The sequence below is a fragment of the Streptomyces sp. NPDC040622 genome (assembly GCF_055593965.1).
Genome location: NZ_JBVIXD010000006.1, coordinates 467,771 through 493,641, shown reverse-complemented (window position 1 = coordinate 493,641; position 25,871 = coordinate 467,771). Strand labels below are relative to the sequence as shown.

The 25,871-nt window shown below is 72.3% G+C and carries 24 protein-coding genes and 1 tRNA gene; 13 read left to right on the top strand and 12 right to left on the bottom strand.

The window, feature by feature from the left end; all coding sequences use genetic code 11:
• Positions 1-27: 27 nt before the first annotated feature.
• From ACZ592_RS19935 to ACZ592_RS19925, 3 genes are all read right to left on the bottom strand, one after another.
• The gene (locus ACZ592_RS19935; protein ID WP_471582882.1) at positions 28-930 is read right to left on the bottom strand and encodes a cellulose-binding protein; all 903 of its coding nucleotides are present in this window, start codon (positions 928-930) and stop codon (positions 28-30) included.
• Between the two features lie 283 nt (positions 931-1,213).
• On the bottom strand, positions 1,214-4,018 hold the full coding sequence (locus ACZ592_RS19930) for an SUKH-4 family immunity protein (RefSeq protein WP_471582881.1): 2,805 nt from the start codon (positions 4,016-4,018) through the stop codon (positions 1,214-1,216).
• Between the two features lie 7 nt (positions 4,019-4,025).
• Positions 4,026-5,009 carry an SMI1/KNR4 family protein gene (locus ACZ592_RS19925; RefSeq protein WP_471582880.1) on the bottom strand — a complete coding sequence of 328 codons (984 nt, stop codon included), beginning with the start codon at positions 5,007-5,009 and terminating at the stop codon, positions 4,026-4,028.
• A gap of 317 nt (positions 5,010-5,326) precedes the next feature.
• Between ACZ592_RS19925 and ACZ592_RS19920 the strand changes: the two genes are divergently transcribed.
• Both ACZ592_RS19920 and ACZ592_RS19915 read left to right on the top strand, forming a co-directional pair.
• Positions 5,327-5,893, top strand: coding sequence for a YwqJ-related putative deaminase (locus ACZ592_RS19920; protein WP_471582879.1), 567 nt, complete (start codon positions 5,327-5,329; stop codon positions 5,891-5,893).
• A gap of 91 nt (positions 5,894-5,984) precedes the next feature.
• Entirely contained in the window at positions 5,985-6,554 is a 570-nt protein-coding gene (locus ACZ592_RS19915; protein WP_471582878.1) for an SUKH-3 domain-containing protein, read from the top strand.
• A 26-nt stretch (positions 6,555-6,580) separates the two neighbouring features.
• Here the strand turns inward: ACZ592_RS19915 and ACZ592_RS19910 are convergent, their stop codons facing one another.
• The gene (locus tag ACZ592_RS19910) at positions 6,581-7,903 is read right to left on the bottom strand and encodes a sensor histidine kinase (RefSeq protein ID WP_471582877.1); all 1,323 of its coding nucleotides are present in this window, start codon (positions 7,901-7,903) and stop codon (positions 6,581-6,583) included.
• A gap of 167 nt (positions 7,904-8,070) precedes the next feature.
• On the opposite strand from ACZ592_RS19910, the gene ACZ592_RS19905 reads away from it, so the two are divergent.
• From ACZ592_RS19905 to ACZ592_RS19875, 7 genes are all read left to right on the top strand, one after another.
• Complete coding sequence (locus tag ACZ592_RS19905) at positions 8,071-8,958, top strand: hypothetical protein (RefSeq protein WP_471582876.1); 888 nt, start codon at positions 8,071-8,073, stop codon at positions 8,956-8,958.
• Between the two features lie 11 nt (positions 8,959-8,969).
• Positions 8,970-9,040, top strand: a tRNA-Gln gene (locus ACZ592_RS19900).
• A 129-nt stretch (positions 9,041-9,169) separates the two neighbouring features.
• The gene (glmU, locus tag ACZ592_RS19895; RefSeq protein ID WP_471582875.1) at positions 9,170-10,618 is read left to right on the top strand and encodes a bifunctional UDP-N-acetylglucosamine diphosphorylase/glucosamine-1-phosphate N-acetyltransferase GlmU; all 1,449 of its coding nucleotides are present in this window, start codon (positions 9,170-9,172) and stop codon (positions 10,616-10,618) included.
• Positions 10,619-10,732: 114 nt separating this feature from the next.
• Positions 10,733-11,707 carry a ribose-phosphate diphosphokinase gene (locus ACZ592_RS19890; RefSeq protein ID WP_125513234.1) on the top strand — a complete coding sequence of 325 codons (975 nt, stop codon included), beginning with the start codon at positions 10,733-10,735 and terminating at the stop codon, positions 11,705-11,707.
• Between the two features lie 195 nt (positions 11,708-11,902).
• Entirely contained in the window at positions 11,903-12,499 is a 597-nt protein-coding gene (locus ACZ592_RS19885; RefSeq protein ID WP_471582874.1) for a 50S ribosomal protein L25/general stress protein Ctc, read from the top strand.
• A gap of 96 nt (positions 12,500-12,595) precedes the next feature.
• Positions 12,596-13,198, top strand: coding sequence for an aminoacyl-tRNA hydrolase (pth, locus tag ACZ592_RS19880; protein ID WP_471582873.1), 603 nt, complete (start codon positions 12,596-12,598; stop codon positions 13,196-13,198).
• Positions 13,199-13,330: 132 nt separating this feature from the next.
• Positions 13,331-13,792 (top strand): hypothetical protein, encoded by a 462-nt coding sequence (locus ACZ592_RS19875; protein ID WP_471582872.1) that lies wholly within the window; start codon positions 13,331-13,333, stop codon positions 13,790-13,792.
• A gap of 88 nt (positions 13,793-13,880) precedes the next feature.
• Here ACZ592_RS19875 and ppc read toward each other — a convergent pair whose 3' ends face one another.
• Positions 13,881-16,625 (bottom strand): phosphoenolpyruvate carboxylase, encoded by a 2,745-nt coding sequence (gene ppc / locus ACZ592_RS19870; protein WP_471582871.1) that lies wholly within the window; start codon positions 16,623-16,625, stop codon positions 13,881-13,883.
• Between the two features lie 280 nt (positions 16,626-16,905).
• Here ppc and ACZ592_RS19865 point away from each other — a divergent pair, with 280 nt between their 5' ends.
• Both ACZ592_RS19865 and ACZ592_RS19860 read left to right on the top strand, forming a co-directional pair.
• Entirely contained in the window at positions 16,906-17,940 is a 1,035-nt protein-coding gene (locus ACZ592_RS19865) for an acyl-CoA desaturase (protein WP_471582870.1), read from the top strand.
• Positions 17,937-18,623 carry a TetR/AcrR family transcriptional regulator gene (locus ACZ592_RS19860; RefSeq protein ID WP_471582869.1) on the top strand — a complete coding sequence of 229 codons (687 nt, stop codon included), beginning with the start codon at positions 17,937-17,939 and terminating at the stop codon, positions 18,621-18,623. The genes ACZ592_RS19865 and ACZ592_RS19860 overlap by 4 nt, the downstream gene beginning before the upstream one ends.
• Before the next feature lie 10 nt (positions 18,624-18,633).
• Here the strand turns inward: ACZ592_RS19860 and ACZ592_RS19855 are convergent, their stop codons facing one another.
• Together ACZ592_RS19855 and ACZ592_RS19850 are read right to left on the bottom strand one after the other, a co-directional pair.
• A complete protein-coding gene (locus ACZ592_RS19855; RefSeq protein ID WP_471582868.1) occupies positions 18,634-19,002 on the bottom strand; it encodes a VOC family protein in 369 nt (122 codons plus the stop codon).
• Positions 19,002-19,832: a trans-aconitate 2-methyltransferase gene (locus tag ACZ592_RS19850; RefSeq protein WP_471582867.1), complete on the bottom strand. Its 831-nt coding sequence runs from the start codon at positions 19,830-19,832 to the stop codon at positions 19,002-19,004. Before ACZ592_RS19850 ends, ACZ592_RS19855 begins: the two co-directional genes overlap by 1 nt.
• Positions 19,833-19,984: 152 nt before the next feature.
• Here ACZ592_RS19850 and tamR point away from each other — a divergent pair, with 152 nt between their 5' ends.
• A complete protein-coding gene (tamR, locus tag ACZ592_RS19845; protein ID WP_362339478.1) occupies positions 19,985-20,482 on the top strand; it encodes a MarR family transcriptional regulator TamR in 498 nt (165 codons plus the stop codon).
• Here the strand turns inward: tamR and ACZ592_RS19840 are convergent.
• Complete coding sequence (locus ACZ592_RS19840; RefSeq protein WP_471582866.1) at positions 20,441-21,256, bottom strand: LuxR C-terminal-related transcriptional regulator; 816 nt, start codon at positions 21,254-21,256, stop codon at positions 20,441-20,443. The two genes, tamR and ACZ592_RS19840, sit on opposite strands and share 42 nt — an antisense overlap.
• Positions 21,257-21,523: 267 nt before the next feature.
• Here ACZ592_RS19840 and ACZ592_RS19835 point away from each other — a divergent pair, with 267 nt between their 5' ends.
• Entirely contained in the window at positions 21,524-21,979 is a 456-nt protein-coding gene (locus tag ACZ592_RS19835; protein WP_471582865.1) for a GNAT family N-acetyltransferase, read from the top strand.
• Positions 21,980-22,059: 80 nt separating this feature from the next.
• Here the strand turns inward: ACZ592_RS19835 and ACZ592_RS19830 are convergent, their stop codons facing one another.
• The 4 genes from ACZ592_RS19830 to galT all read right to left on the bottom strand — a co-directional run bounded on the left by ACZ592_RS19830 (position 22,060) and on the right by galT (position 25,808).
• The gene (locus ACZ592_RS19830) at positions 22,060-22,407 is read right to left on the bottom strand and encodes a DoxX family protein (RefSeq protein WP_471582864.1); all 348 of its coding nucleotides are present in this window, start codon (positions 22,405-22,407) and stop codon (positions 22,060-22,062) included.
• Positions 22,408-22,592: 185 nt separating this feature from the next.
• Positions 22,593-23,747 (bottom strand): galactokinase, encoded by a 1,155-nt coding sequence (gene galK, locus ACZ592_RS19825; RefSeq protein WP_471582863.1) that lies wholly within the window; start codon positions 23,745-23,747, stop codon positions 22,593-22,595.
• 25 nt (positions 23,748-23,772) lie between these two features.
• Positions 23,773-24,732 carry a UDP-glucose 4-epimerase GalE gene (gene galE / locus ACZ592_RS19820; RefSeq protein ID WP_471582862.1) on the bottom strand — a complete coding sequence of 320 codons (960 nt, stop codon included), beginning with the start codon at positions 24,730-24,732 and terminating at the stop codon, positions 23,773-23,775.
• Positions 24,729-25,808, bottom strand: a complete 1,080-nt coding sequence (gene galT, locus ACZ592_RS19815) for a galactose-1-phosphate uridylyltransferase (protein ID WP_471582861.1) — start codon at positions 25,806-25,808, stop codon at positions 24,729-24,731. Before galT ends, galE begins: the two co-directional genes overlap by 4 nt.
• Between the last annotated feature and the right edge of the window lie 63 nt (positions 25,809-25,871).

The following is a 25,871-nucleotide window of genomic DNA, read 5'->3' as shown; positions in this document are numbered from 1 at the left end:
CCCGCCGTCCCTGTGCCCGGGTGGGGGCTACGGGGTTTCCTCTGCCGGGGCCCGGCCGGTCAGGGTGGCCAGGCTGCTGCGTACGTGGTTCATGTGGGCCCGTACCTCGTCCCACTCCTCGCCGTGCTCGCGCAGCACCCGTTCCGTCTCGCGGGCCAGCCGCTCCTCCGTCACGACCGCCTCCGCGACCAGCTCGGCGCCCCGCGCCTCCGCGTCCTCCTGGCGGTGCCTCGCCGACTCCTCCGCCTCCGCGAAGGCCCGCTTGGCCTCCGAGAGGCGCGCCTCGGCGGCGGCCACCCGTTCCGCGTCCCGCGCGTCCGACACCGCCTCCCGCTCGGCCGCCTCGCGCTCGACGGCCTCCCACCGCTCCGCCTGCTCCTTCTCCTGCTCGGCGAGCAGTCCCTCGCACCGCTCCCGCATCTCGCGCAGCGCGGCCAGCGCCTCACCGCGCCACGCCTTCACGTCGCGCCGGGCCGAGACCCGCGCCTCGTCGGCCGTGGCCCGGTCCGCGAGGAGCCGCTGCCTCGCCCGCTCCTCCGCGTCCTCGCCGACCTCATCGGCGTACGCGCGCGCGGCCTCCCGTACCTCCCGCGCCCCGGCCTGCGCCGCCTCCGTCACCGCCTGCGCCTCGGCACGGGCGGCCTCGCGCACGGCCTCGGACTCGGTCTCGGCGAGCGTCAGGATCTGCCGGGCCCGCTCGCCCAGCGTCTCGTACGTCTGGGGGGCGAGCCGCGACACCACGTCCCGCAGGTGCTCGGCCTCCGCCTCCATCTCCTTGGCCAGGACGGTCAGCCGGGCCGCACGCTCCCACGCCCCGTCCCGCTCGTGGGAGAGCGCGGCGGCGTACGCCTCCACCTGTTCGGGACGGTATCCGCGCCCCCGCACGGCGACGAAGCCGTGCGGCGACGACGATGCACCGCTGCTGCTCATCCTTGGATCCCCTCTCCGACGTACCACGCGCGGACAACGCGATTGGCGCACATCTTGATGGATCAAGCGGAAGCGCTCATAACGCGACACTCCGCCCACTCCACCCGGTCAAGGATGCGTCAATTGGCGCCAGAAGTCGGAATCGGGGTGACATTGCTGCCGCCCGGGGCCCCATATGGGCCAGCCCGCACGACGGAGGCGCCCGCCCCGGGGAACGGGACGGGCGCCTCCACCTGCGCCTTCTCCTCCTGGAGACAGGCCCGGCAGGCCGGGCAGGTCCGGGCTACAGCAGCCCGTCCCACATCTGCTCCAGGAGCACCGACCACCAGCTCTCCGGCGACGCGAGCGCCGCCGGGTCGAGCGCGGCCAGCTGGTTCTGGAAGTCGACGGTCCAGCGGCCCGCCTGCTCCTGGTTGAGCCCGAAGCGCAGCCGCCACATCCGGCCGAGCAGCGCCATGCACCGCGCGAACTCGGGCAGCCCCGTGTTCACGAACTGCGGCGGCACCGGCGCACCGCCGGGACCCGCCTCCACCGGCACGGCCACGATGTTCGCCGTCCCGTACTGGACACAGAGCGCACGCCCGAAGTCGCTGCCCATCACCAGGTACGAGCCCGCGTCCGACGCCGGCTGCACCCCCCGCTCCTGCGCCAGCTCCGCCAGCGTCGGCACCGGCCGCCCCGGCTGGGCCTGCGCCCAGAAGAACGGCCCGAAGTCGACGGGCAGACCCGCCACCACGAGCGTGTGCGCCACGATGTCCGGCACGCCCTGCCGCGACACCGCACGCTGATCGAAGCGGAAGAGCGCGGGACCGAAGGCCGCGGCCAGTTCCTGCGCGACGCCCTCCGGCGGAATCGCCGGGGCGGGCGGCATCTGCTGCAGCGGGGCACGCACCGGCGCCGGCCGGGCGGGACCGTCCGCCACCTGGTGCAACTCGCCCTGGTGCGCCAGGAGCTGCTGCATGCCCTGCTGACGGGACGCGTGGTCCCTGCCGTACGGCGCGATGGACGTGATCCGCGCCTGCGGCCAGGTCTCGCGGATCATGCGGGCGCAGTACGCGCCCGGCAGCTCGCACGACTCCAGCTCGGTGTGGAGTTCCAGGACCTGCTGCGGCGGCACGTTCATGCCGCGCAGCTCGTGCAGGATCTGCCACTCCGGGTGCGGTGTACCGGGCGCCGAGCGCCGGATGACCTGCTGCTCGGAGCCGTCGGCCGCACGGAAGCGCAGCACGGCCTGGTAGCCGGGGCCGACCGTCGGCTGGCCCACGGGCGGCTGCGGATAGCCGTACGGCTGACCGCCCGGGGGCATGCCGGGACCGGGCCGCCCCGGCGCCGGGGCCGGGGGCGGCGGCATGCCGGGCGCACCCGGACCGCCGACCGCGGGACCGGCCAGCATCGTCGCGGCGTGGTGCACGCCGCCGCCCGGGGGCGGCGGGGTGCCGGGGGCGGCGGGAGCGGGAGCGCCCGGAGCACCGGGCGGACCAGGAGGCTGCGGGGCACCGGGGGCGCCGGGAGCACCCGGCGGCTTCAGGCCGCCGCCCATGCTCGGGTCGGCCAGCATCGTCGCCGCGTGATGGACACCACCAGGAGGCGTGCCCGGCGCACCGGGCGGGCCGGGCGGCTGCGGGGCGCCAGGAGCACCGGGCGGGCCGGGCGGCTGCGGCGCACCGGGCGGCTTCACGCCACCGGCGCCCCCCATGCTCGGGTCGGCCAGCATCGTCGCCGCGTGGTGCACACCGCCAGGAGGCGTACCCGGCGCACCGGGCGCATGAGGAGGCTGAGGCGCCCCCGGAGCCGCGGGGGCCTCCGGAGCCGGCGGCCCCGCGGGCGGCTGCGGTCCGCCGGGACCGAGCGAGGAGACGAGCTGGGTCGGTACGTAACCACCGGCAGGGGTACCGGGAGCGCCGGGCCCCGAGGGCGGCGGCGTACTCCCGGCGGGCGGGGCGGGCGGGGCGGGAGGCGGCGGCGTCCCCGCACCGCTCGCCCGGGGCCCGCGCGGCGGGCCGTCCGCCTTGCTCGTGACGGCCTCGGCGATGTCACCGGCACCGCCCGGAACACCGGGCCCCTGCGGGTACCCGTACGCGGAGGCGTCAGGACCGCCCGGCGCCGCGGGCGCGGGCGAACTCGCGGGCGGCCGCGGCGCGTTCGGCGGCGGACCGGCGGGCACGGGAGCACCCGGAACAGGGCCGGCGGGAGCCCCGGGCGCACCCGGCGCCGACGCGTCCAGAGCCGGTGCGATCGACGTCGCGGGAAGCCCGCTGCCCCCGTGCATCAGCGCCGTCTTGGCCTCGGGAGCGACACCCGGAGTCGGCGTGTCGTCCTCGTCGAACCCGGCCAGCGGCGGCGCGAACACCGTGGCGGGCAGCGGCACCGAATGGTCCTCGCCCCCCTCGGCGTTGGTGTCCGTACCGGCCCACGGAGTCGCCCCCGCGGGCGCGCCCGGCGAGGTCGCCGGCAGGCTGTCGGCACTCTCGGGCGCACCCCCGGCCACGGGCCACGGCGTACCGCCACCCGGAGCGGCGGGCGTCCCGGGCGCCGGAGGAGGCGAAGGAGTCCGCGGAGCCGAACTCCCGGCGCCCGCGGCCCCGTCGAAGGAAGCGTCCACCGATGCCTCGGCCCCCGAACCCGCGGACGCGCCCGGCCCTGCATCTGCACCCGCTGACGCAGAAGTCGCAGACGCAGACGCGGACGCGCTCTCCGACCGCCGGTCCGGAATCCCCAGCTTGTCCGCCGCCTCCTGGAGCCATTCCGGCGGCGTCAGCAGGAACGACGTCTGGTTCAGGTCGACCCGCTCCGGCGGCGCCGGCGCCGCGTCCTGCGGCCCCACGTCCGGCAGGCCGTACTCCTCCTCGTACCGGCGGATCACCTCACCCACCGCGAGGCCGGGCCACAGCGTCGCGTCGCCGCTGTCCCGCGCGATCACGAGCCGCTGCCCGCCGCCGTCCGAGACCGGACCGTTCTCCCGGTCCTCCGCCCACACCACGAAACCCAGGTCGAACTCCCGGACCCGCACCTCACGGTGCTGATAGCCCGGCACATCGCCGTTGATCCATTCCTCGGCGCGCTCCTGCGCCTGCGCGAAAGTCACCATCGCCACGTCACTCCTCACCCGAGGACACGCGGACGGCCTGCGCGAAGCCGCCGTCCACCATCAGGTTCGCCACGGTCTCCAGCTCCGGCGGATTGCCCGCCAGCCGGGACAGGAACACGTCGAAGTCGTCACCGCACGGCAGCAGCAGCCGCCGCACCCGCTCGGCCGGCGGCCACGCGTCCTGGTCCCGCGCGTCGTCGTACGCGCAGAACCACACCGACCCGATCCGGTCGCCCTTGACCTTCACGGCCAGCAGACCGCCCTGCACGAAACCGACTCCCAAGTAGTCCTTGGTGAGATGGTCGCGCAGACACTTGTTGACGTACACCAGATCGTTCACCGCGGCCTCGTCCCGCACCGTGAAGAACGGCTGGTCCACCAGCAGCCCCAACTCCGCGTCGAGCGCCGCCCCCACCGGGGCACAGCCGCCCGCCGCCTTCAGGAACGACCGGTAGGCGCCCGGCAGCCGGTACCCCAGGTCCTCCTCCACGCCCTGGACCTGCTGCTCGGTGACCGCCACCGACGCCTTCGGCAGACCGAAGTGCGCGGGACGCGTCTCCTGCAGCGGACGCGTACCCCTCTTGTCGTGGTCCACCGACGTCGTCGCGATCCCGCCGTGATGGCGCAGCAACGCCTTCACCTCGACGGGAACCAGCTCCAGACGACGGCTGTCCGGCACGTGGTGCCACGTCCAGCCGTGCGGGGTCGCCACCGCCGGAATCGTGTCCCACAGCTCGTGACCGGCCGCCGCCGACGCCGCGTTCGCCGACACGTAGTCCGTCAGGCGCAGTTCGTCGACACCGAAACCCTCCGGAGGCTCGGCGATCTCGGCGGCGGCACGCGCGTACGCCGAGAAGTCCGGATACCCGTGCTCGTCCACCCGCACCCCTCTGGGGTGGCGCGCGGCACGGACCGGATCCGGGAAGTGCACGACCTGCCCGGCGTAGGCCGCGTTCGGCGCGGACTGCTGCCCCAGCCGACCTGTCGTCATGGCGGTTGCCCCCTGCGGCACTGTGGAAGGTTCTGGTTCTGTCGCGCGGACCGGCCGGCGGGAACCGGCTCCCGGAACCGCCCGTGGCCCAGCGATGTCGACACAGCCTATGCGCAAGAACGACACCGGTCACCGGGCCTCCGATTCCATGACCACCAGCCACCGGACGGTCACCGTGCGACGAAACCCGACGGAAAGCCAGGCGTGTCGCAGTGCCCCAGCTTCCGCACCACCCGCCCCATTTGGCAGGCTGTCCCCGCGACGCGGGGGCGTGGCACACGCGGTGACGACCGCGAGCAGGGGGAGGGAAGAGCACGATGCAGACGGCACAGAGCGGCCTGCCCGGCCACACGCCGGACACCGGCACCACAGGACCGGGCACCGTCCCGACGGCCGACCGGGCCGGCGGCGACCCACGCGTCGGCTGGAGCGCCACCGCCGCCCACGCACCCGTCCTGCGCCAGCGCCGCGACGGCATCCTGCCCACCGTCGCCGCCGCCCTGTCCGTACGCGGCCAGACCACCCTCACCTGCACCGCGGGCCGCGGCGAGGAACCCCCCGCCCTCCACCCGCTCGTCCAGGACTTCCTCGACACCCTCACCAGCGGCCAGCGCGAACGCTTCACCGGCCGCTGCGCCGAGGCCATCCTCATCTCCCGCCACCTCACGGCGGCCGACGCGAGCCGCTCCAAGCGCGCCTCCCGCAAACCCATGACCAACGGCGAAGCCCGCAAAGCGCTCAAACACGCCAAACTCACCACCCGCCGCATCCGCGAGGACGGCGACCCCCTGCACGGCGGCTTCGCCCAGCCCTGCCGCTCCTGCACCGCCCTCACCTCCCACTTCGGCGTACGGGTCGTCGACCCCACGACCACCGAAGCCTGACCGGCGCCCCACCGGCCACACCCCTCCGACCGAACGCCCGCCCCCACGACCGCCCGACCGAGCGTCGAACCGAGCGAACAAGGGCCACCCCATGCACCCCGACCACTCCGCCACGACCACCGCACCGGCCAACGGCGGCACCGCACACCCCCAGCACCTCGGCCTCTCCCGGACGGGCGCGAACCCCCTGCCCGTCCCCGTCGACGCCGCCCTGCGCGCCGCGGGATGGCGACCCGGCCGCTGGGACATAAAGCAGGCGGAGATCTGGGCCGACGCCCTGCGCGGCCACACCTCACCCGCCGGACACCGCCACACCGTCTTCCCCGCGGCCGTCGAGGCCTGGGCCGAATTCGGCGGCCTGCACATCACCCCCCAGGGCCCCGGCCGCCAGATAGCCCCCGCCACCGTGCACCTCGACCCCATGTACGGCCTGCACCTCGCCCGCACCCTCGGCGACCTCGGCCGCGCCCTGGACACCGAGGTCTGCCCCATCGGCGAGGAGCCCGACACCCAGGCGCTGCTCGCCATCGACACCGAAGGCCGCGTGTACAGCCTCGACCACAGCGGCGACTGGTTCCTCGGCGCCCACATCGACCAGGCCCTGACCACCCTCGTCACCGGCGCCCGGCCCACCCGCCTCTCGGTCGGCCCGGCCACCTGACCCCGTACGCCCCCGCGGCCGCCGCGCTACCCCACCGCCGCCGCGGCCGCCGCGGGCAGCACCGCCGACACCCGGAAACCCCCGCCGTCCGTCGGCCCCGACACGAACACCCCGCCCAGCCCCGTGACCCGCTCCTTCATCCCCACCAGGCCGTTCCCCCCACTGGGCAGCCCCGCGTCGGCCGAGTCCACCTCCGGCGGCGGCTCGTTCTCCACCTGCATCGCGATCTCCGCACCGCGGTGCGCGAGCCGCACATACGTCTTCGCGCCCGACGCGTGCTTGTGGACGTTGGTCAACGCCTCCTGCACCACCCGGTACGCCGTCTGCTCCACCTCCGCCGCGTAATCCCGCGGCTCCCCCTCCACCGACAGCTCCACCGCCATGCCCGCCGCACGCGACTGCCCCACCAGCTCGTCAAGCTCCGCCAGACTCGGACCGTCCTCGTCCACCGCACGCGACGCCGCCGCGGCCGCCGCGAACCCCACCGCCGCCAACGGCAACGGCTCCGCCGGCTTCACCCGCTTCGTCCCGTCGCCCGTCCGCAGCACCCCGAGCATCTCGCGCAGCTCGGTCAGCGCCTGCCGGCCCATGTCACCCACCAGCGCGGCGTTCTTCACCGCCTTCTCCGGGTCCTTGCGCGCCACCGCCTGCAACGCCGCCGCGTGCACCACCATCAGACTCACCCGGTGCGCCACCACGTCGTGCATCTCGCGGGCGATCCGCGTCCGCTCCTCGTTCCTCGCCCACTCCGCCCGCTCCTCCGCGCGCTCGGCCAGCAGCTGCAGCTCACGCTCCAGACTGTCCGCCCGCTCCCGCATGCCCTCCACGAGCCGGCGCCGCGCGCCCACGTACAGCCCGAGGAGCACCGGCGGCGCGGTCACGCCGACCGCCGCGGTCACCGCGAAGAACGGGATGAACTCACTGCCGATCGACGGGCTGCCCTCCGCCATGTCCTGGTTGGCCCGCACCAGCGCGACGATCAGCGTGCCCGCCATCGACATGCCGGCGAGGGCGCCCGTGATGCGGCGCGGCAGCTCGGAGGCGGCCAGGCTGTAGAGCCCGACGACGGTCAGCAGAATGCCCATCTGCGCGGGCGTGATCGCGATCGATATCAGCACCACGGCGATCGGCCAGCGCCGCCGCACGAGCAGTGCGGCGCCCGCGAGCACGCCGAAGCCGACCCCCACCGGGGTGGGCAGTCCCGAGTCCCTCGCGAAGGCGATTCCCTCCGCCCCGCACTCCGCCGCGGACAGCGCCGCGAGCCCCGCGTCCAGCGCCGCCCCTCGCCACCGATCCCACCACCATGGCCCGGTCACGGCCGTGGTGCTGTCGTCCCCCGTCGTGGTCATGCCGTCCAGCGTACGGGCGTTCCGCCCCGATTTTCCGGTGAGTTTCCGGCACGGTGATCGAGCACACGCCGTGTTCGACCGGAAGCGAAACCTGCCGGTATCCCTCGAACTGTTGAACTGGGCCGGATTCCGGGCCGGACGTCCGCATTCCGGACGACGGTCGCCACATGACCGAGATCACGGCCGCCGGACCCACCGGCAAGTACGGCGACTTCGAGGGACTGCGGGAGAAGGCGGTCGCCCTACGGCGGGAGGGACTGAGCCGCAGACAGATCCGCGACCGCCTGCGCATCGACAACCACGACATCCTCAACCGCCTCCTCGCGGGCGAACCGCCGCCGGACTGGACCCGCAGGCCGAACGCCAGGGACGACCTCCGCGCACAGGCGAGAGAGCTACGGCTCCAGGGCCTCACGTACGACCGGATCCAGCTGGAGCTGGGCTGCTCGAAGGGGTCGATCTCGGTGTGGGTGCGGGATCTGCCGAGGCCGGAGCGGCAGCGCTCGCGCGAGGAGGCCTCCGCGATCGCCAAACGGGGCTGGGAGGCCACCCTGGGGCGACGCGAAGAGGAGAGGCGAAGGACGAAGCAGGCGGCCGCCCTCGAAGTCGGCACCCTCTCCGACCGGGAGCTGTTCCTGCTGGGCGTCGGCCTCTACTGGGCAGAGGGGGCCAAGACCAAGCCGCACCGCCGCCAGGAGCGAGTCGACTTCGTGAACAGCGACCCCGGCATGATCGAGGTCTTCCTGACCTGGCTCCAGTTGCTGGACGTACCGCGGGAGCGCCTCCGATTCCACGTGCACATTCACGAGAGCGCCGACGTCCCGGCCGCCGAACGGTTCTGGGCGGATCTCACCGGCGCCGACGCCACCGCTTTCGGCAAGACCTCCCTCAAAAGGCACCATCCGAAGACCAATCGGAAGAACGTGGCGGGGGACTATCACGGCTGTCTGCTCGTCCGCGTGCTGCAGGGCGCCGAGTTGTACCGTCGCATCGAAGGCGCCTGGTACGGCATAGTGTTGTCCGCACGCCGCCCCGATGAGCAAAATCGGGCATAAAGGGCGAACCATCCCGGGTCGTCTAATGGCAGGACAAATGGTTTTGGTCCATTGAATGAGGGTTCGATTCCTTCCCCGGGAGCAGCGCGGTTCGGGTCCTGACCTCCAAGGTCGGGACCCGCCCTCATTTCCACGCCACAACGCCCCGGTATCCTGCGGATGTCCACCCCACCCAGGCACCCCAAGCCATCCGAAGCCGAAGGGCACCCCCGTGAGCGCCAACCGCCCGGCAGCCGTCGTCGTCCTCGCAGCGGGTGAGGGCACCCGTATGAAGTCGGACCTCCCCAAGGTCCTGCACGAGATCTGTGGCCGTTCCCTCATCGGGCACGTGCTCCACGCCGCCTCCGCGCTCTCGCCCGAGCAGCTCGTGACCGTCGTCGGCTTCCACAGCGAGCAGGTCCGCGAGCACCTGGGCGTCATCGCCCCGCAGGTCCGCACCGCCTACCAGGCCGAGCAGAACGGCACGGGGCACGCGGTCCGCATCGGCCTGGAGGAGCTCGGCGGCCCGGTCGACGGCACCGTGATCGTGGTTTGCGGCGACACCCCGCTGCTGACCGGCGAGACGCTGCGGCAGCTGGCCGCCACCCACGACGGCGACGGCAACGCGGTGACCGTGCTGACCGCCGAGGTGCCGGACGCGACGGGCTACGGCCGCATCGTGCGCGACGGCGGGGACGGCTCCGTGACGGCGATCGTGGAGCACAAGGACGCCACCGAGGCGCAGCGCGTGATCCGTGAGATCAACTCGGGGGTCTTCGCCTTCGACGGACGGCTCCTGGCGGAGGCGCTCGGCAAGGTGCGTACCGACAACAGCCAGGGCGAGGAGTACCTCACCGACGTTCTCGGGATCCTGCGGGAGGCCGGGCACCGGGTCGGCGCGGCCGTGGCGGGCGACCACGAGGAGATCGCGGGGATCAACAACCGCGTGCAACTGGCCGAGGCCCGGCGGACGTTGAACGACCGGCTGCTGACGGAGGCCATGCTGGCGGGCGTGACGGTCGTGGACCCGGCGTCGACGTGGGTGGACGCGACGGTCACCTTCGAGCGGGACGCGGTCGTGCACCCGGGCACGCAGCTGCAGGGCGCGACGCGGCTCGGCAGGGGTGCGGAGGTCGGTCCGAACTGCCGGCTGAAGGACACCGGGGTCGGTGCGGGCGCCCGGGTCGACAACACGGTCGCGGACCGTGCGGAGATCGGGGAGCAGGCGAGTGTCGGCCCGTTCGCGTATCTGCGGCCGGGTACCCGGCTTGGGGTGAGGGCCAAGGCGGGTACGTATGTGGAGATGAAGAACGCGACGGTGGGTGAGGGTTCCAAGGTGCCGCACCTGTCGTACGTGGGGGACGCGACGATCGGCGATTACTCCAACATCGGCGCGGCGAGTGTCTTCGTGAACTACGACGGTCAGGCGAAGCACCACACGACGGTGGGGTCCCATTGCCGGACGGGTTCGGACAACATGTTTGTGGCTCCTGTCACGGTCGGGGACGGCGCGTACACCGCTGCCGGGTCCGTGATCACGAAGGATGTGCCGGCCGGTTCGCTGGCCGTCGCGCGGGGCCAGCAAAGGAATATCGAGGGCTGGGTGGCCCGAAAGCGTCCGGGGAGCGCGGCCGCGAAGGCGGCGGAGGCGGCGTCCCGGGAGCCGGGCGGCGAAAGCTGACCGGAAACAGGTGCGCCTGACACGGCGTACCGTGATAGGTGCACATTCGGCCGACTCGACGCACCGGGACGCGTGAGTACGGCAGCGGGAAGAACTCTCTGAGGAGACAGTGCTGTGACCGGGATCAAGACGACCGGCGAGAAGAAGTTGATGCTCTTCTCCGGCCGCGCCCACCCCGAGTTGGCCGAGGAGGTCGCACACAAGCTGGGTGTCGGCATCGTGCCGACGAAGGCCTTCGATTTCGCCAACGGTGAGATCTACGTCCGCTACCAGGAGTCGGCGCGTGGCGCCGACTGCTTTCTGATCCAGAGCCACACCGCTCCGATCAACAAGTGGATCATGGAGCAGTTGATCATGATCGACGCGCTGAAGCGCGCGTCGGCCCGCTCCATCACGGTGATCGTGCCGTTCTACGGTTACGCGCGCCAGGACAAGAAGCACCGGGGGCGTGAACCGATCTCGGCGCGTCTGATCGCGGACCTGATGAAGACCGCGGGTGCGGACCGGATCCTGACGGTCGACCTGCACACGGACCAGATCCAGGGCTTCTTCGACGGCCCGGTGGACCACCTGTTCGCGCTGCCGATCCTCGCGGACTACGTGGGCGCGAAGGTCGACCGCTCCAAGCTGACGGTGGTCTCCCCCGACGCCGGCCGGGTGCGCGTGGCCGACCGCTGGTGCGACCGTCTCGGCGCCCCGCTGGCGATCGTCCACAAGCGCCGCGACAAGGACGTCGCCAACCAGGTGACCGTGCACGAGGTCGTCGGCGAGGTGAAGGGCCGCGTCTGCGTCCTGGTCGACGACATGATCGACACGGGTGGCACGATCTGCGCCGCCGCCGACGCGCTGTTCGCGCACGGCGCGGAGGACGTCATCGTGACGGCCACGCACGGCGTGCTCTCCGGTCCCGCCGCGGACCGTCTGAAGAACTCGAAGGTCAGCGAGTTCGTGTTCACGGACACGCTGCCGACGCCGGGCGAGCTGGAGCTGGACAAGATCACGGTCCTGTCCATCGCGCCGACCATCGCCAACGCGGTGCGCGAGGTGTTCGAGGACGGCTCGGTGACGAGTCTCTTCGAGGAGCAGTAGGAATCACCGGGCCCCGGAAACGGGCCCGTTGAAGATCCTTTTGGGTGTGGCCTCCCGGCCGAGTAGACTTCTGAAGTTGCTCGGCGAGGGAGGCCGCACTTTTTGTGCGGCTGTCCGTTATCGACGCGCTCTTCGTAGCAGGCCAGTCGTATGGCCGGGTAACCCCATCCGACACCTGTAGTACGAGGAGTGCACATGGCTGAGGTCAAGCTCAAGGCTGAGACCCGCACCGAGTTCGGCAAGGGCGCCGCCCGCCGCATCCGTCGCGAGGACAAGGTTCCCGGCGTTCTCTACGGTCACGGCGCCGAGCCGGTCCACCTGGCGCTGCCGGGCCACGACCTGCTGATGGCGCTGCGCACGCCGAACGTCCTGATCTCCCTGGACGTCGATGGCAAGACCCAGCTGGCCATCCCGAAGGCCGTCCAGCGCGACGCCCTCCGCATCGGCATCCTGAAGCATGTCGACCTGCTCCTCGTGCGCAGCGGCGAGAAGGTCACGGTCGAGATCCCGGTCCAGACCGAGGGCGAGCTGGCGCCGGGCGCCAACCTGCTCGAGCACGTCCTGAACACGCTTCCGGTCGAGGCCGAGGCCACGCACATCCCGACCGAGGTCACGGTCTCCATCGCGGGCCTGGACGCCGGTGCGTCCGTCCTCGCCAAGGACATCCCGCTGCCCTCCGGCTCGACGCTGGCGATCGACGAGGACGCCGTCGTCCTGCAGGTCCTGGCCGCGCAGGCCGAGGAGGCCCCGGCCGAGGGTGAGGCCGAGGGCGACGCGGCAGCCGAGGCCTGAGCCTCGCGACGCACGTTCGACACGGCAGCCGCCGCTCCCTCGGGGGGCGGCGGCTGCCGCGTATGTATGAGGCAGTGATGCGCGTATGAAGGAGACATGCACGTGACGACCGATGCCAGCGCGCCCTGGCTGATCGCGGGGCTCGGGAATCCGGGGCCGGACTACGCCATGAACCGGCACAACGTGGGCTTCATGGTGGCCGACCTGCTCGCGCACCGCATGGGCGGCAAGTTCAAGCGGGCCGCGAAGGCGCAGGCGCAGGTCCTCGAGGGGCGGATCGGTGCGCCGGGGCCCGCGAGCCGTCGGGTGATCCTGGTGAAGCCGATGTCGTACATGAACGTGTCGGGCGGTCCGGTGACGGCGCTGCGTGACTTCTACAAGGTGCCCACCGAGCACATCGTGGCGGTCCACGACGAGCTGGACATCGACTACGGCACGCTGCGGCTGAAGCTGGGCGGCGGCGACAACGGTCACAACGGTCTGAAGTCGATGACGAAGGCGATGGGCCCCGACTACCACCGGGTGCGGTTCGGGATCGGGCGTCCGCCGGGCCGGATGCAGGTCGCGGACTTCGTCCTGAAGGACTTCTCCTCGGCCGAGCGCAAGGAGCTCGACTACTTCGTGGACCGGGCGGCCGACGCGGTGGAGGCGCTGGTCACGGAGGGTCTAGAGCGGGCGCAGAGCACGTACAACTCCTGATGTCCCCGCCGGCCCACCGCCGGTCCTCCGCCGGTTCTGCGCCGGTTCTGCCGGGATTCGTCCCGGGATCCGGCCGGGGTCCGCTGTGCCCACTGTTGACTGAGCGGAGTCACGTGGCCAAGGATCCCGGCCATGAACCTGCTGCGCCTGGGGCGCCGAGCGGCGATGGGCGCTCTCGCCGTGCTGCTGCTGGCCGCCGGTGTCTGGGCGTCCTGGGGCACGGCGCGGCACGTGATGTTCACGGACGGCCGTGAGCGGGGGGTGCTGACGGTGGCGCGGTGCGGCCCGGACGAGTGCGTCGGCCGGTACGTCTCCTCGGTGCGGCGCACGGGCACGCCCCGGCAGGCCGTGATCGAGCGTTCCATCGCGGAGGAGAGGGGCGCGCGGATCCCGGTGGCCCTGAAGCCGGGCACGCGGGAGGCCGTGCGCACGGGCGGCCCCGGTTTCCTGCACGCCTGGGTGCCGCTGGGCGGGGCGCTGCTGCTCGCGTCGGTGGTGGTGGCGGGCGGCCTGCGCCTGTCGCGCACGGCCTGGACCCTGGCCCTCGCGGGCGCTTCCCTGCTGACGGCTTCGTTCGTGACGCTGGCGTTCTGAGTGTGCCGAACGCTCCGGGCGTTCTGACGGCGAAGGGCCCCGCACCTCCTCGTCGGGGTGCGGGGCCCTTCGCCGTGCGGGTGCGGCGTCAGCCGGTGTTGCGCAGGCCCGCCGCCACGCCGTTGACGGTGAGCAGGAGGGCGCGGCCGAGCAGGGGGTCCGGCTCGGCGCCGGCGGCTGCCGCGTCGCGCTGGCGCTTGAGGAGGGCGACCTGGAGGTAGGAGATCGGGTCCAGGTAGGCGTCGCGGATGGCGAAGGTCTGCTGGAGCGCCGGGTGGGAGCCGAGGAGCTCGTCCCCGCCGGTGATGCGCAGGACTTCGCGGACGGTCAGCTCGTGCTCTTCCTCGATGGCGTCGAAGACGTGCTTGAGCTCGTCGGGCACGAGGGTGTCGACGTAGTGCCTGGCGATGCGCAGGTCCGTCTTCGCGAGCGTCATCTCGACGTTGGAGACGAAGTTGCGGAAGAAGTGCCAGTGCTCGTGCATCTCGTCGAGCACGGTGTCCAGACCGGCCTCGCGCAGCGCCTTCAGGCCGGAGCCGACGCCGAACCAGCCGGGCACGATCTGGCGGGACTGGGTCCAGCCGAAGACCCACGGGATGGCGCGCAGGCCGTCGAGCGAGACGCCCGAGCCGGGGCGGCGCGACGGCCGGGAGCCGAGGTGCAGGTCGGCGAGCTGGTCGACCGGCGTCGAGGCGAGGAAGTACGTCGGCAGGTCCGGGTCCTCGACCAGCTTGCGGTAGGCGGAGTGCGCGGCGTCCGAGACGACGTCCATGGCGGCGTCCCAGCGGGCGAGGGCCTCGTCGGACTGGCGGGGGGCGGTGTGCAGGGCGGAGGCCTGCAGCGTGGCCGCGACCGTCAGCTCCAGGTTCTCCCTGGCCAGCGAGGGCACCAGGTACTTGTCGGAGATGACCTCGCCCTGCTCGGTCACCTTGATCTCGCCCTCCAGGGTGCCCCAGGGCTGGGCGAGGATCGCGTCGTGCGAGGGGCCGCCGCCTCGGCCGACGGTGCCGCCGCGGCCGTGGAAGAGGCGCAGACGCACGCCGTAGCGGTGGGCGACGTCACGGAGCCTGCGCTGGGCGCGGTGGATCTCCCACTGGCTGGTGGTGATGCCGCCGAACTTGGAGGAGTCCGAGTAGCCGAGCATGACTTCCTGGACGTCGCCGCGCAGCGCGACGAGGCGGCGGTACGACGGGTCGGCGAGCATCTCGTCGAGGATGACGTCGGCGGCGCGCAGCTCGTCGGTGGTCTCCAGGAGCGGCACGATGCCGATCTTCGCCCAGCCGGCGTGCAGGTCGATCAGGCCCGCCTCGCGGGCGAGGACGGCGGCGGCGAACACGTCGTCGGCGCCCTGGCACATGGAGATGATGTACGACTCGATGACCTCGGGTCCGAAGACCTCCAGGGCCTTCTTGACGGTGAGGAAGACGCCGAGGGTCTTCTCGCCCGCGGCGTCGACCGGTGCCGGGGAAGGGCCGAGCGGGCGCCGCGAACGGAGCTCCTTGGCGAGCAGCTTCTGCCGGTACTCGCGCGGCATGTCGGCGTAGCGCCAGGACTCCTCGCCGAGGCGGTCGAAGAGCTGGCCGAGCGCGTGGTGGTGGGCGTCCGCGTGTTCGCGTACGTCCATGGTCGCCAGCTGGAGGCCGAACGCGGCGAGCGTGCGGATGGTGCGGTTCATCCGGCCGTCGGCGAAGAGGGCGCCCTTGTGCTCGCGCAGCGAGGTCTGGATGAGCGTGAGGTCGTGCAGGAGCTCGGCGGTGCCGAGGTAGTCGCGGCCGTCCTCGTGGGCGCTGCCCTTGGCGAGGCGCTGCTTGGTGTTCTCCAGCTTCTGCCGGATGCAGGTGGCCTTGAGCCGGTAGGGCTCCTCGGCGTTGAGGCGCTTGTAGCGGGGGCTGATCTCGGGCAGCCGCTCCAGGTCGCACTGGAGGGAGGCCTTGAGCTCCTCGGTGGCTCCGGTGTAGCGGATGGAGTTGGAGAGGAAGCCGCGCAGCTCGTCGATCATGTCGAGCGCGTCGTTGATGCCGTGCTCGTGCTGGAGGATGAGGACGTCCCAGGTGACCTGCGGGGTCACGTTGGGGTTGCCGTCGCGGTCGCCGCCGATCCAGGTGCCGAAGCTGAGGGGGCGGGTGCCCTCGGGCAGCTCGACTCCGACGCGCTCCAGCTCGGCGGTGAGGTCCTCCAGGACGTCGCCGACGGCGCCCGCGTGCAGCTCGTCGAGGTAGTAGATGGCGTTGCGGGCCTCGTCGGCGGGCTCGGGGCGCACGACGCGGAGCTCGTCGGTCTGCCACACCAGGTCGATGTTCTCGGCCAGGCGGACGTCGTGGCGGCGCCGGTCGGACTCGATGACCGGGGTCTCCAGGAGCTCGGCGACGCGGCGGAGCTTGTTGAGCACGGAGCGGCGGGCGGCCTCGGTGGGGTGCGCGGTGAAGACGGGGCGCACGTTGAGGTTCTGCACGGTCTGGCGCAGGTGCTCGGGGTCGGCGTCCTTGAGGCGGTCGGCGGTGCGGGAGAGCAGTCCGCCCTCGGCGGCGCGCCGGGTGCGCAGCTCGCGGCCGCGGTGCACCTGTTCGGTGACGTTCGCGAGGTGGAAGTACGTGGAGAAGGCGCGGACCAGCTTGGCGGCGGTCTCCAGTTCGGTGCCGCCGAGGAGCTTGGCGGCGGCCTCGCCGTCCTCGCGCGTCAGCCGGCGGACCTTCTCGACCAGTTCGAGGAGCTCGGGGCCCTCCTGGCGTACGAGGGTCTCGCCGAGCAGGTCCCCGAGGCGGCGGATGTCGGCGCGCAGCTCGGTGCTGGCGTTGCTGGTGGCCTGCTGGCCCTGGTCGTCGGCACTGCTCACAGGTGCGGCTCCTTGCAGTGTTGAAGCGCTTCAAGACTGGGAGGGGTCCCCGGTGGGGATCCGGGGGAGATACAGAGCGGACCGCGCTGTCCGACCGTGTCCAAGGATAGGTGTCACTTGGGGCACGAAGCTCGCGGCCTCTTGCCGCGGGGCTTCGCACTGCCATACTTACGTTGCCGTAGGTTACGGAACCGTAGGAAACGTGGTGTCGCAGCCGCTGCAGGAACCGTGCCCGTGCACTGCTCCCACCTCAACCTTCGACCCCACAGGGGACGTGCCCATGACGACTACCTCCGATGCGTACTCCGACACCGATGTGATCGAAGACGCTCCACGGGCGGCCGGCGATGCCGCCGCCCCGCCGCCCGCGACGCTGGGCGGCGAGCAGAAACGCTCGCTCGAACAGCTCTCGCTCCTCGCTTTCATCGTCGTACCCTTCCTGGCCGTGCTCGCGGCGGTGCCGCTGGCCTGGGGCTGGGGGGTGAGCTGGCTGGACCTCGGCCTGCTCGTCTTCATGTACTTCCTGGGGTGCCACGGCATCACCATCGGTTTCCACCGCTATTTCACGCACGGCTCCTTCAAGGCGAAGCGGCCGCTGCGGATCGCGCTCGCGGTGGCGGGGTCGATGGCGGTGGAGGGCCCCCTGGTGCGCTGGGTGGCCGACCACCGCAAGCACCACAAGTTCTCCGACGCGGAGGGCGACCCGCACTCCCCCTGGCGGTTCGGCGAGACGGTGCCGGCCCTGATGAAGGGGCTGTGGTGGGCGCACATCGGCTGGATGTTCGACGAGGAGCAGACGTCCCAGGAGAAGTACGCGCCCGATCTGATCAAGGACCCGGCGATCCGCCGGATCTCGCGGCAGTTCCTGTTCTGGACGATCGTCTCGCTGGGCATCCCGCCGCTGGTGGGCGGCCTGGTGACGATGTCGTGGTGGGGCGCGTTCACCGCGTTCTTCTGGGGCTCGCTGGTCCGGGTCGCGCTGCTGCACCACGTCACGTGGTCGATCAACTCGATCTGCCACGCGGTGGGCAAGCGCCCCTTCAAGTCCCGTGACCGCTCGGGCAACGTGTGGTGGCTCGCGGTCCTCTCGTGCGGCGAGTCCTGGCACAACCTGCACCACGCCGACCCGACGTCGGCGCGGCACGGTGTGATGAAGGGCCAGATCGACTCCTCCGCGCGGATCATCCGCTGGTGCGAGCAGCTGGGCCTGGCGTACGACGTGCGGTGGCCCTCGCAGTCGCGCATCGATGCGCGCCGCAAGCCCGCGGAGGCGGCCGAGTCCCGGCGCGAGGCACACTCTGCCGACGCGGCATGATTGACGACGTGGCGACCGACTCCAGCAATTCCAGTTCCTCCAGCAAAGAGAAGCAGCCCCGGCGCGCCCGCCGGACCCGGATGACGGGTGCCGAGCGCCGGGAGCAGTTGCTGGACATCGGCCGCACGCTCTTCGCCGCCAAGGGGTTCGAGGGCACGTCGGTGGAGGAGATCGCGGCGAAGGCCGGGGTCTCCAAGCCGGTGGTGTACGAGCACTTCGGCGGCAAGGAGGGGCTGTACGCGGTGGTCGTGGACCGCGAGATGCGGGCGCTCCTGGACATGGTGACGGGGGCGCTGACGGCGGGCCATCCGCGCGAACTCCTCGAACAGGCGGCGTTCGCCCTGCTCGACTACATCGATACGTACACGGACGGTTTCCGCATCCTGGTCCGCGATTCGCCGGTGGCGCAGTCCACGGGCACGTTCGCGTCGCTGATCTCCGACATCGCGACGCAGGTCGAGGACATCCTGGGCCAGGAGTTCAAGACGCGGGGCTTCGACCAGAAGCTGGCGCCGCTGTACGCGCAGGCGCTGGTCGGCATGGTCGCGCTGACCGGCCAGTGGTGGCTGGACGTCCGCAAGCCGAAGAAGGCGGAGGTGGCGGCCCACCTGGTGAACCTGGCCTGGCACGGCCTGGACGGCCTGGAGCCGAAGCCGCGCCTGATAGGGCACCGAAAGAACTGACGGTACGGCGTCAGTCGCCGGGGCACGGCTCCAGGAACTCCAGTCGGTTGCCGACCGGGTCCCGGGAGTAGAAACGCCGGTGCCCCGGCAGGTTCCCGTCCCAGGTGACCTCGGCGCCGTACACGGTCAGCCGGTCCGCGTAGGCCTCGATGTCGCGGACGCGCAGTCCGGGGTGGGCCTTCCTCGCGGGCCGGAAGTCCGCTTCGACGCCCAGGTGCAGGCGGACCGCGCCCGCCTCGAACCAGCAGCCGCCGCGCGCGGCGAGCACCGGCGGCTTGGGCGTCTCGGTCATGCCGAGCACGTCGACGTAGTACGCGCGCAGGGCGGCTTCGCTGCCCGGTGGGGCGGCCAGCTGGACGTGGTCGAGGGCGGTGAGCATCAGGCGCCGCCCGCCCGGGCGACCGCGAAGAGCCGGCGGAAAGGGAAGACCGTGCCGTGGGACGTGGCCGGATAGGCCGCCCGCAGGAGCTCCCCGTACTCGGCGAGAAACGCCCCGCTCGCCTCCGGGTCGTCGGCGAGCGCGGTCAGGACGGGGCGCAGGCCCGTGCCTTTGACCCAGTCGAGGACCGGGTCGGGGCCCTTCAGGAGGTGCAGGTACGTGGTCTCCCAGACGTCGGCCGCGCAGCCGAGGTCCGCGAGCCGCTCCAGGTAGGCGCCGGGCGAAAGCACCGCGTCGGCGTGCCGCAGGACGTCGCCGAGGCGTGCGCGCCAGCGCTCGCCCGCGGCGAGTTCCCACATCAGGACGTGGCTGGGGGCGTCGAAGTTGCCGGGCACCTGGAAGGCGAAGGTGCCGCCGGGCACGAGGGCCGCGACCCAGGCGGGGAAGGAGTCGGGGTGGCCCGGCACCCACTGGAGGGTCGCGTTGGAGAGGATCAGGTCGTACGTGCCGGGGGCGGGCGCCCAGTCCGCGGCGTCGGCGGGGGCGAAGTCGAGGCGGCCGCCGCCCTCCGTGGGCCCGGCCAGCCGCTCGGCCCTGGCCAGCATGTCCGGGGAGTTGTCGAAGCCGGTGATGTGGGCGGTGGGCCAGCGTTCGGCGAGGAGCCGGGTGACGTTTCCGGGGCCGCAGCCGAGGTCGGCGACGCGGGGCGGCCTGCCGGTGGCGGGCAGGTCGGGGACGCGCGCGAGCAGGTCGACGAAGGGGCGGGAGCGGTGGCCGGAGTGGCGCAGGTACTGGCTCGGATCCCAGGTGGCAGCTGCGGCTGCGGTCATGGAGGGCCTCCTCGGGGGCGGCGCGGTGAACGCCGGGCGACGTCGCGCCGAGATCGCGCTGACGTCCCGTACGCGCTTCCCCGTCATCTTCACCCCCGAAGTATCTTGACGTCAAGAGACTTCATGTCGACAGACCCCCTACACTGATCGTCATGGAGGACGAGGTCGATCGGCTGGTTGCGGCGTGGCGCCGGGAGCGCCCGGACCTCGACGTGGAACCGCTCGAGGTGCTCAGCCGCGTGAGCAGGCTCGCGCGGCACCTGGACCGGGCCCGCAGACTCGCGTTCTCCGAGCACAATCTGGAGCCCTGGGAGTTCGACGTCCTGACGTCGCTGCGGCGCGCGGGCGCGCCCTACCAGCTCTCCCCCGGCCAGCTCCTGACCCAGACGCTCGTGACGTCCGGCACGATGACCAACCGCATCGACCGTCTGGCGAAGAAGGGGCTCGTCGAGCGCCTGCCCGACCCCAGCGACCGGCGCGGCGTCCTCGTGCGACTCACCGCCGAGGGCCAGGACCGCGCGGACCAGGCCCTGGCCGGCCTCCTCGAACAGGAGCGGGCGATCCTCGCGGAGCTCTCCCGTGCCCAGCGGGGCGAACTGGCCGGACTGCTACGCCAGTTGACCGCCCCGTTCGACAACATCCCCGGCTAGGTCGGCGGGCCCCACGCCCGCGCGCCGGGCCAGCGCCACCGCGGCGAGGGTGGAGTGCACGCCCAGCTTGCCCAGCACGTTCTGCATGTGGGTGCGCACGGTGTGCGGGGAGAGGAAGAGCCGCTCGGCGACCGCCTTGCGGCCCAGGCCCGCCACCATGCAGCGCAGCACCTCGCGCTCGCGCGGGGTCAGGGACTCCACCAGGCGCTCGGACTCGGTGCGGTGCTTGCGGGCGGCGGTCAGTTCGCGCAGCACGCCGGTGAGCAGGGCGGGCGGCAGGTGCGTCTCGTCCCGCAGGACGCCCCGTATGACCGTCAGGAGCCGGGAGAGCGAACAGTCCTTGGCGACCCAGCCCGAGGCGCCGGCCTGCAGCGCGAGCGCCGCGCGGCGCGGGTCGTCCTTCTCCGCGAGCACGACGGTGCGCACGGCGGGCTGGCCCGAACGGACACCCGCCACCAGGGAGATGCCGTCGACGAGCCCCTCGGCGTTGCCCTCCTGGACGGAGGCGGCGATGGGGGTCCCCCCTGCTCGAGCGAAGCCGAGAGACTGGGGGCGGGCGCCCTGCAAGGCGCTCGCGGTCGCGCCGAGGTCGGCGTCGACGAGCAGCACGTCGTATCTGCGTCCTTCGGTGACCGCCCGCTCCAGGCAGCGCAGCGCGGCGGGACCGCTGCCGGCCGCGGACACGTCGACGTCGGGCTCGGCCGCGAGCGCGGCGGCCAGCGACTCGGCGAAGATGCGGTGGTCGTCGACGACCAGAACTCGAATGCGAACCACAGAAACCCCCTTCCCCTTGCTCCTGCCAAGGAGCAGGGGATACCCCATCATCGGAGAACGGCCGGTACGGGTACGGCGCCCGGAGCGGGGGTCGACGCAGCCCCACGGCCGCCGCCGTGCCCTGAACTGCCCCACCCCTGCGCCGGGCGTCGTACCCGACTGTCTCGCCCCCTGATCAGTACCGGCCCCCACCGGCACTGCTCTTCAGAGTAGGGCCGGACGCCGGGAGCGGAAGCTGATTTGCAGAACTGATTGGCCGGCGCGCTTATGGTGAGCCGTATGTTTCGTATTGAGACGGGAGTCGACAAAGAACGACTTGGTCTGCTGCGCTCGCGGCTGGGCGAGACAAACACGGCGGCCTCCCCGGCGCTGCGCGCCCTGCGGGGCACCCGCGAGGACCAGGAAGTCCCGCTGGCCCTGTGGGCGTTGGACGAGGCGGGCGGGCTCGCGGCGGGGCTCGCCGCGCACACCTGGGGACGGTGGCTGCACGTGAACGACCTCTGGGTCGACGACCGCCACCGCGGGGCGGGGCTCGGCTCCCGGCTGCTGGCCGAGGCGGAGCGGATGGCCCGGGAGGAGCGCGACTGCCTCAACTCCCGTGTGGAGACGTGGGACTTCCAGGCCCCGGGCTTCTACCGGAACCAGGGGTACGAGCTGGTGAGCGTGATCCCCGACTACCCCGAGGGGGTCAAGGAGTTCACGCTCACCAAGCGGCTGGGGTGAGGGGGCCCGGCCCCTTTCCGGTCTCCGGTGCCTCCGGTCTCCGGTGCCTCCGGTCTCCGGTGCCTCCGGTCTCCGCTGCCTCAGGCGGCGAGGCCCAGGGCCAGCGCGCCGACCACCGGCGCCGCGTACAGGAGCGGGAAGGGGATGTGCGCGTACCAACGCGCCCGCACCACGGTGACGACGGCCCCGGCGAAGTACAGCACCAGGGCGATGCCCGCCGCGAACCCGACGGCCGGTACGAACAGGCCGACGAGCAGGCCCGCGACGCCCGCGGCCTTGGCGGTGCCGAGCCAGGGCAGCCAGGTCATGGGGACGCCGTAGTCGGCCATGGGCTGCACGACCCACTGGGCGCGCAGGAAGACGGAGACGGCGGAGAATCCCACCATCGCGGCGGCGACCAGGGTGACGACTGTGTGCGTGGTGGACATCGGGTGCTCCTCGTCGGGCGGTGACCGGTGCGCGATGGCGCCCCGGGCTGCTGTCTGGCTGCTTTCACTGCCATGACGGAGCGCTCCGCGGGAATGTGACCGCCCGACGAGACCATTTCCAGAATCTTTTTCCCGGCCGGTCCCCCGGGCGGTTTGCCCGGCCCCTCAAGGTCGGGCCGCGCAGGTCACGCCTCCCTGCGTGCCCCCGCCGACGCCACCGCGGGGAACACCCGCGGCGTGGTGAAGCCCGCCGCCGCGAAGGCCTCCAGGACCGACTTCGTCACCGTGTCGGCGTCCGCCGTCTCCACCAGGACGACCGCCGAGCCGCCGAAGCCGCCGCCGGTCATCCGGGCGCCCAGCGCGCCCGCCGCGTTGGCGGCGCTCACCACCAGGTCCAGCTCCGGGCAGGAGATCCGCAGGTCGTCGCGGAGCGAGGTGTGTCCCTCGGTGAGGACGGGGCCGATCGCGCGGACGTCACCCGCGTCCAGGAGGTCGATGACCTGCTCCACGCGGTGGTCGTCGCAGACCACGTGCCGCACGTAGCCGCGGACCCGGTCCTCCGTCAGCTTCTCCAGGGCGGCGGGCAGTCCGGCGTACGGGACGTCGCGCAGGTGGGAGACGCCGAGCGCCCGCGCGCCCGCCTCGCACCCGGCGCGCCGCTCGGCGTAGGCACCGTCGCCGAGGGCGTGCTTGACGCGCGTGTCGACGACGAGGAGCCGCAGGCCCTGGGCGGCCAGGTCGAAGGGGACCTGGCGTATCGACAGGTCGCGGCAGTCCAGGTGCAGGACGTGGCCCTCGGTGCAGCACGCGGACGCGGTCTGGTCCATCACGCCGCAGGGCACGCCGACGAAGGCGTTCTCGGCGCGCTGGGCGAGGACCGCCAGCTCGGGGCGGGTGAGCCCGAGGCCGTGCAGGGCGTCGAGGGCGAAGGCGGTGACGACCTCAAGGGCCGCCGATGACGACAGGCCCGCGCCGGTGGGGACGGTGGAGGCGAGGTGCAGGTCGGCGCCGGTGACGGGGTGTCCCGCCTCCCGCAGCGCCCAGACGACGCCTGCGGGGTAGGCGGCCCAGCCGCCGTCGGACAGCGGGGTCAGCTCGTCCACGCGCAGTTCGACGAGCGGGGCGTCGATGTCCGCGGAGTGCAGCCGCAGGACGCCGTCGGTGCGGCGCGCGACGGCGGCGACCGCGGTCTGCGGCAGGGCCAGGGGCATCACGAAGCCTTCGTTGAAGTCCGTGTACTCGCCGATGAGGTTGACCCTGCCGGGGGCCGAGAAGACCCCCTCGGGCTCGTACCCGTACAACGCGCGAAATTGTGCGGCGACCTCGGTGACCGGATCCATGATCCCCCTGCCCTCCATGACGTGCTTATCCGTTGCGCCGGGCGAACGCCCAGGCGTCGGCGACGATGCCCGCGAGGTCCGCGCGGGACGGGTTCCAGCCGAGCTTCTCGCGTGCGGTGGCGGCCGAGGCGACCAGGGTCGCCGGGTCGCCGCCGCGGCGCGGGGCCACGACCTCGGGGATCGGGTGGCCGGTGACCTTGCGGACGGTCTCGATGACCTCGCGCACGGAGAAGCCGTTGCCGTTGCCGAGGTTGCAGATGAGGTGTTCGCCGGGGGTGGCTGCACCGACCGCGAGGAGGTGGGCCTCGGCGAGGTCGGCGACGTGGATGTAGTCGCGGACGCAGGTGCCGTCCGGGGTCGGGTAGTCGTCGCCGAAGACGTTGATCGCCTCGCGGCGGCCCTGGGCGACCTGGAGGACGAGCGGGATGAGGTGCGACTCGGGGTCGTGGCGCTCGCCGCAGCTGCCGTAGGCGCCGGCGACGTTGAAGTAGCGCAGCGAGACGGCGGCCAGGCCGTGTGCGGCGGCCTCGCCGGTGATCATGTGGTCGACGGCGAGCTTGGAGGCGCCGTAGGGGGAGGTGGGCGCGGTCGGGTCGGTCTCCGTGATGGGGGTGTTGACGGGCTCGCCGTAGGTGGCGGCCGTCGAGGAGAACACGAGCCTGCGCACGTCCGCGTCGCGCATGGCGGCCAGCAGCGCCATGGTGCCGCCGACGTTGTTGTCCCAGTACTTCTCGGGCTTCACGACGGACTCGCCGACCTGGGAGAAGGCGGCGAAGTGCAACACGGCGTCGTAGGAGGAGTCCAGCCACTTGGCGGCATCGCGGATGTCGCCCTCGACGAACGTGGCGCCCGCGGGGACGCCCTCGCGAAAGCCCGTCGAGAGGTTGTCGAGGACGGTCACCTCGTGCCCGGCCTCGATCAGATGCTGGGCCACCACACTTCCGACGTAGCCCGCGCCACCGGTGACCAGGTACTTACCGCTCATGAACTCGCTACCTCTCGCAGTCGCTGGGCCGCGGTCTCCGGCGGCACGTCGTTGATGAACACACTCATGCCGGATTCGGAACCCGCGAGGAACTTCAGCTTGCCCGAAGTGCGGCGGATCGTGAAAAGTTCGAGGTGCAGGGCGAAATCGTCCCGGTTGATGCCGTCGTGTCCGTCGAGCGCGGTGAACGGCGCCTGGTGCCAGGCCGCGATGTACGGGGTGGGCGGCTCGGTGCCGCCCTCGCGCGGGCCGGGGCCGAAGATCCGGTCGAAGCGCCTCAGGAGTTCCAGGTAGATCTCCGGGAACTCCGCGCGCGCGGCCTCGTCGAGCCCGAGCAGGTCGGGCACCCGGCGCTTGGGGTACAGGTGCACCTCGTAGGGCCAGTGCGCGGCATGGGGCACGAAGGCCACCCAGTGCTCGCCCGCCAGCACGACCCGCTCCCCCGCGCTCTCCTTGGCGACGACGTCGTCGAAGAGGTTGCCGCCGCCGGAGCTCTCCTTGAAGGCGGCCAGCGAGCGGAGCATCAGCTCCGTGCGCGGGGTGACGAAGGGGTACGCGTAGATCTGGCCGTGCGGATGGCCGAGGGTCACGCCGATCTCGGCGCCGCGGTTCTCGAAGCAGAACACCTGCTCCACGGAGGGCAGGTGGGAGAGCTCGGCGGTGCGGTCGGTCCAGGCCTCCAGGACGAGTCCGGCCTGGTCGGGAGTGAGGTCGGCGAAGGACGCGGCGTGGTCGGAGGTGAAGCAGACGACCTCGCAGCGGCCCGCGTCGCCGGCGAGCGAGGGGAAGCGGTTCTCGAAGACCACGACGTCGTACGCGGAGTCGGGGATCTCGCTGAGCCGGTGCCCGTCGGAGGGGCACAGGGGGCACTCGTCGGCCGGGGGGTGGTAGGTGCGGCCCTGGCGGTGCGAGGCGATGGCCACCGAGTCGCCGAGGAGGGGATCCCTGCGGATCTCGGACGTGGTGGAGACGGGGCCGAGCGGGCGCCGGTCGACGGCCTCGCGCAGGGCGTCGTCGCGTACGTCGTAGTAGATGAGCTCACGACCGTCGGCGAGACGGGTCGAGGTCTTCTTCACGTCCGGGGCTCCTCACGCACCTACACAACATAACTGAACATAAAAAACCACAAGCAAACAGCC

What these genes read in the sequence shown, in the direction of transcription:
- galK (WP_471582863.1), bottom strand. Translation starts at nt 23,747, where the DNA reads ATGGATCCGGTCACCGAGGTCGCCGCACAATTTCGCGCGTTGTACGGG.
- ACZ592_RS19930 (WP_471582881.1), bottom strand. Translation starts at nt 4,018, where the DNA reads ATGGTGACTTTCGCGCAGGCGCAGGAGCGCGCCGAGGAATGGATCAAC.
- ACZ592_RS19865 (WP_471582870.1), top strand. Translation starts at nt 16,906, where the DNA reads ATGACGACTACCTCCGATGCGTACTCCGACACCGATGTGATCGAAGAC.
- tamR (WP_362339478.1), top strand. Translation starts at nt 19,985, where the DNA reads ATGGAGGACGAGGTCGATCGGCTGGTTGCGGCGTGGCGCCGGGAGCGC.
- ACZ592_RS19830 (WP_471582864.1), bottom strand. Translation starts at nt 22,407, where the DNA reads ATGTCCACCACGCACACAGTCGTCACCCTGGTCGCCGCCGCGATGGTG.
- ACZ592_RS19925 (WP_471582880.1), bottom strand. Translation starts at nt 5,009, where the DNA reads ATGACGACAGGTCGGCTGGGGCAGCAGTCCGCGCCGAACGCGGCCTAC.
- ACZ592_RS19875 (WP_471582872.1), top strand. Translation starts at nt 13,331, where the DNA reads ATGAACCTGCTGCGCCTGGGGCGCCGAGCGGCGATGGGCGCTCTCGCC.
- ACZ592_RS19860 (WP_471582869.1), top strand. Translation starts at nt 17,937, where the DNA reads ATGATTGACGACGTGGCGACCGACTCCAGCAATTCCAGTTCCTCCAGC.
- ACZ592_RS19885 (WP_471582874.1), top strand. Translation starts at nt 11,903, where the DNA reads ATGGCTGAGGTCAAGCTCAAGGCTGAGACCCGCACCGAGTTCGGCAAG.
- ACZ592_RS19835 (WP_471582865.1), top strand. Translation starts at nt 21,524, where the DNA reads ATGGTGAGCCGTATGTTTCGTATTGAGACGGGAGTCGACAAAGAACGA.
- galE (WP_471582862.1), bottom strand. Translation starts at nt 24,732, where the DNA reads ATGAGCGGTAAGTACCTGGTCACCGGTGGCGCGGGCTACGTCGGAAGT.
- ACZ592_RS19920 (WP_471582879.1), top strand. Translation starts at nt 5,327, where the DNA reads ATGCAGACGGCACAGAGCGGCCTGCCCGGCCACACGCCGGACACCGGC.
- ACZ592_RS19915 (WP_471582878.1), top strand. Translation starts at nt 5,985, where the DNA reads ATGCACCCCGACCACTCCGCCACGACCACCGCACCGGCCAACGGCGGC.
- ACZ592_RS19905 (WP_471582876.1), top strand. Translation starts at nt 8,071, where the DNA reads ATGACCGAGATCACGGCCGCCGGACCCACCGGCAAGTACGGCGACTTC.
- ACZ592_RS19910 (WP_471582877.1), bottom strand. Translation starts at nt 7,903, where the DNA reads ATGACCACGACGGGGGACGACAGCACCACGGCCGTGACCGGGCCATGG.
- pth (WP_471582873.1), top strand. Translation starts at nt 12,596, where the DNA reads ATGCACGTGACGACCGATGCCAGCGCGCCCTGGCTGATCGCGGGGCTC.
- ACZ592_RS19935 (WP_471582882.1), bottom strand. Translation starts at nt 930, where the DNA reads ATGAGCAGCAGCGGTGCATCGTCGTCGCCGCACGGCTTCGTCGCCGTG.
- ACZ592_RS19855 (WP_471582868.1), bottom strand. Translation starts at nt 19,002, where the DNA reads ATGCTCACCGCCCTCGACCACGTCCAGCTGGCCGCCCCACCGGGCAGC.
- ACZ592_RS19850 (WP_471582867.1), bottom strand. Translation starts at nt 19,832, where the DNA reads ATGACCGCAGCCGCAGCTGCCACCTGGGATCCGAGCCAGTACCTGCGC.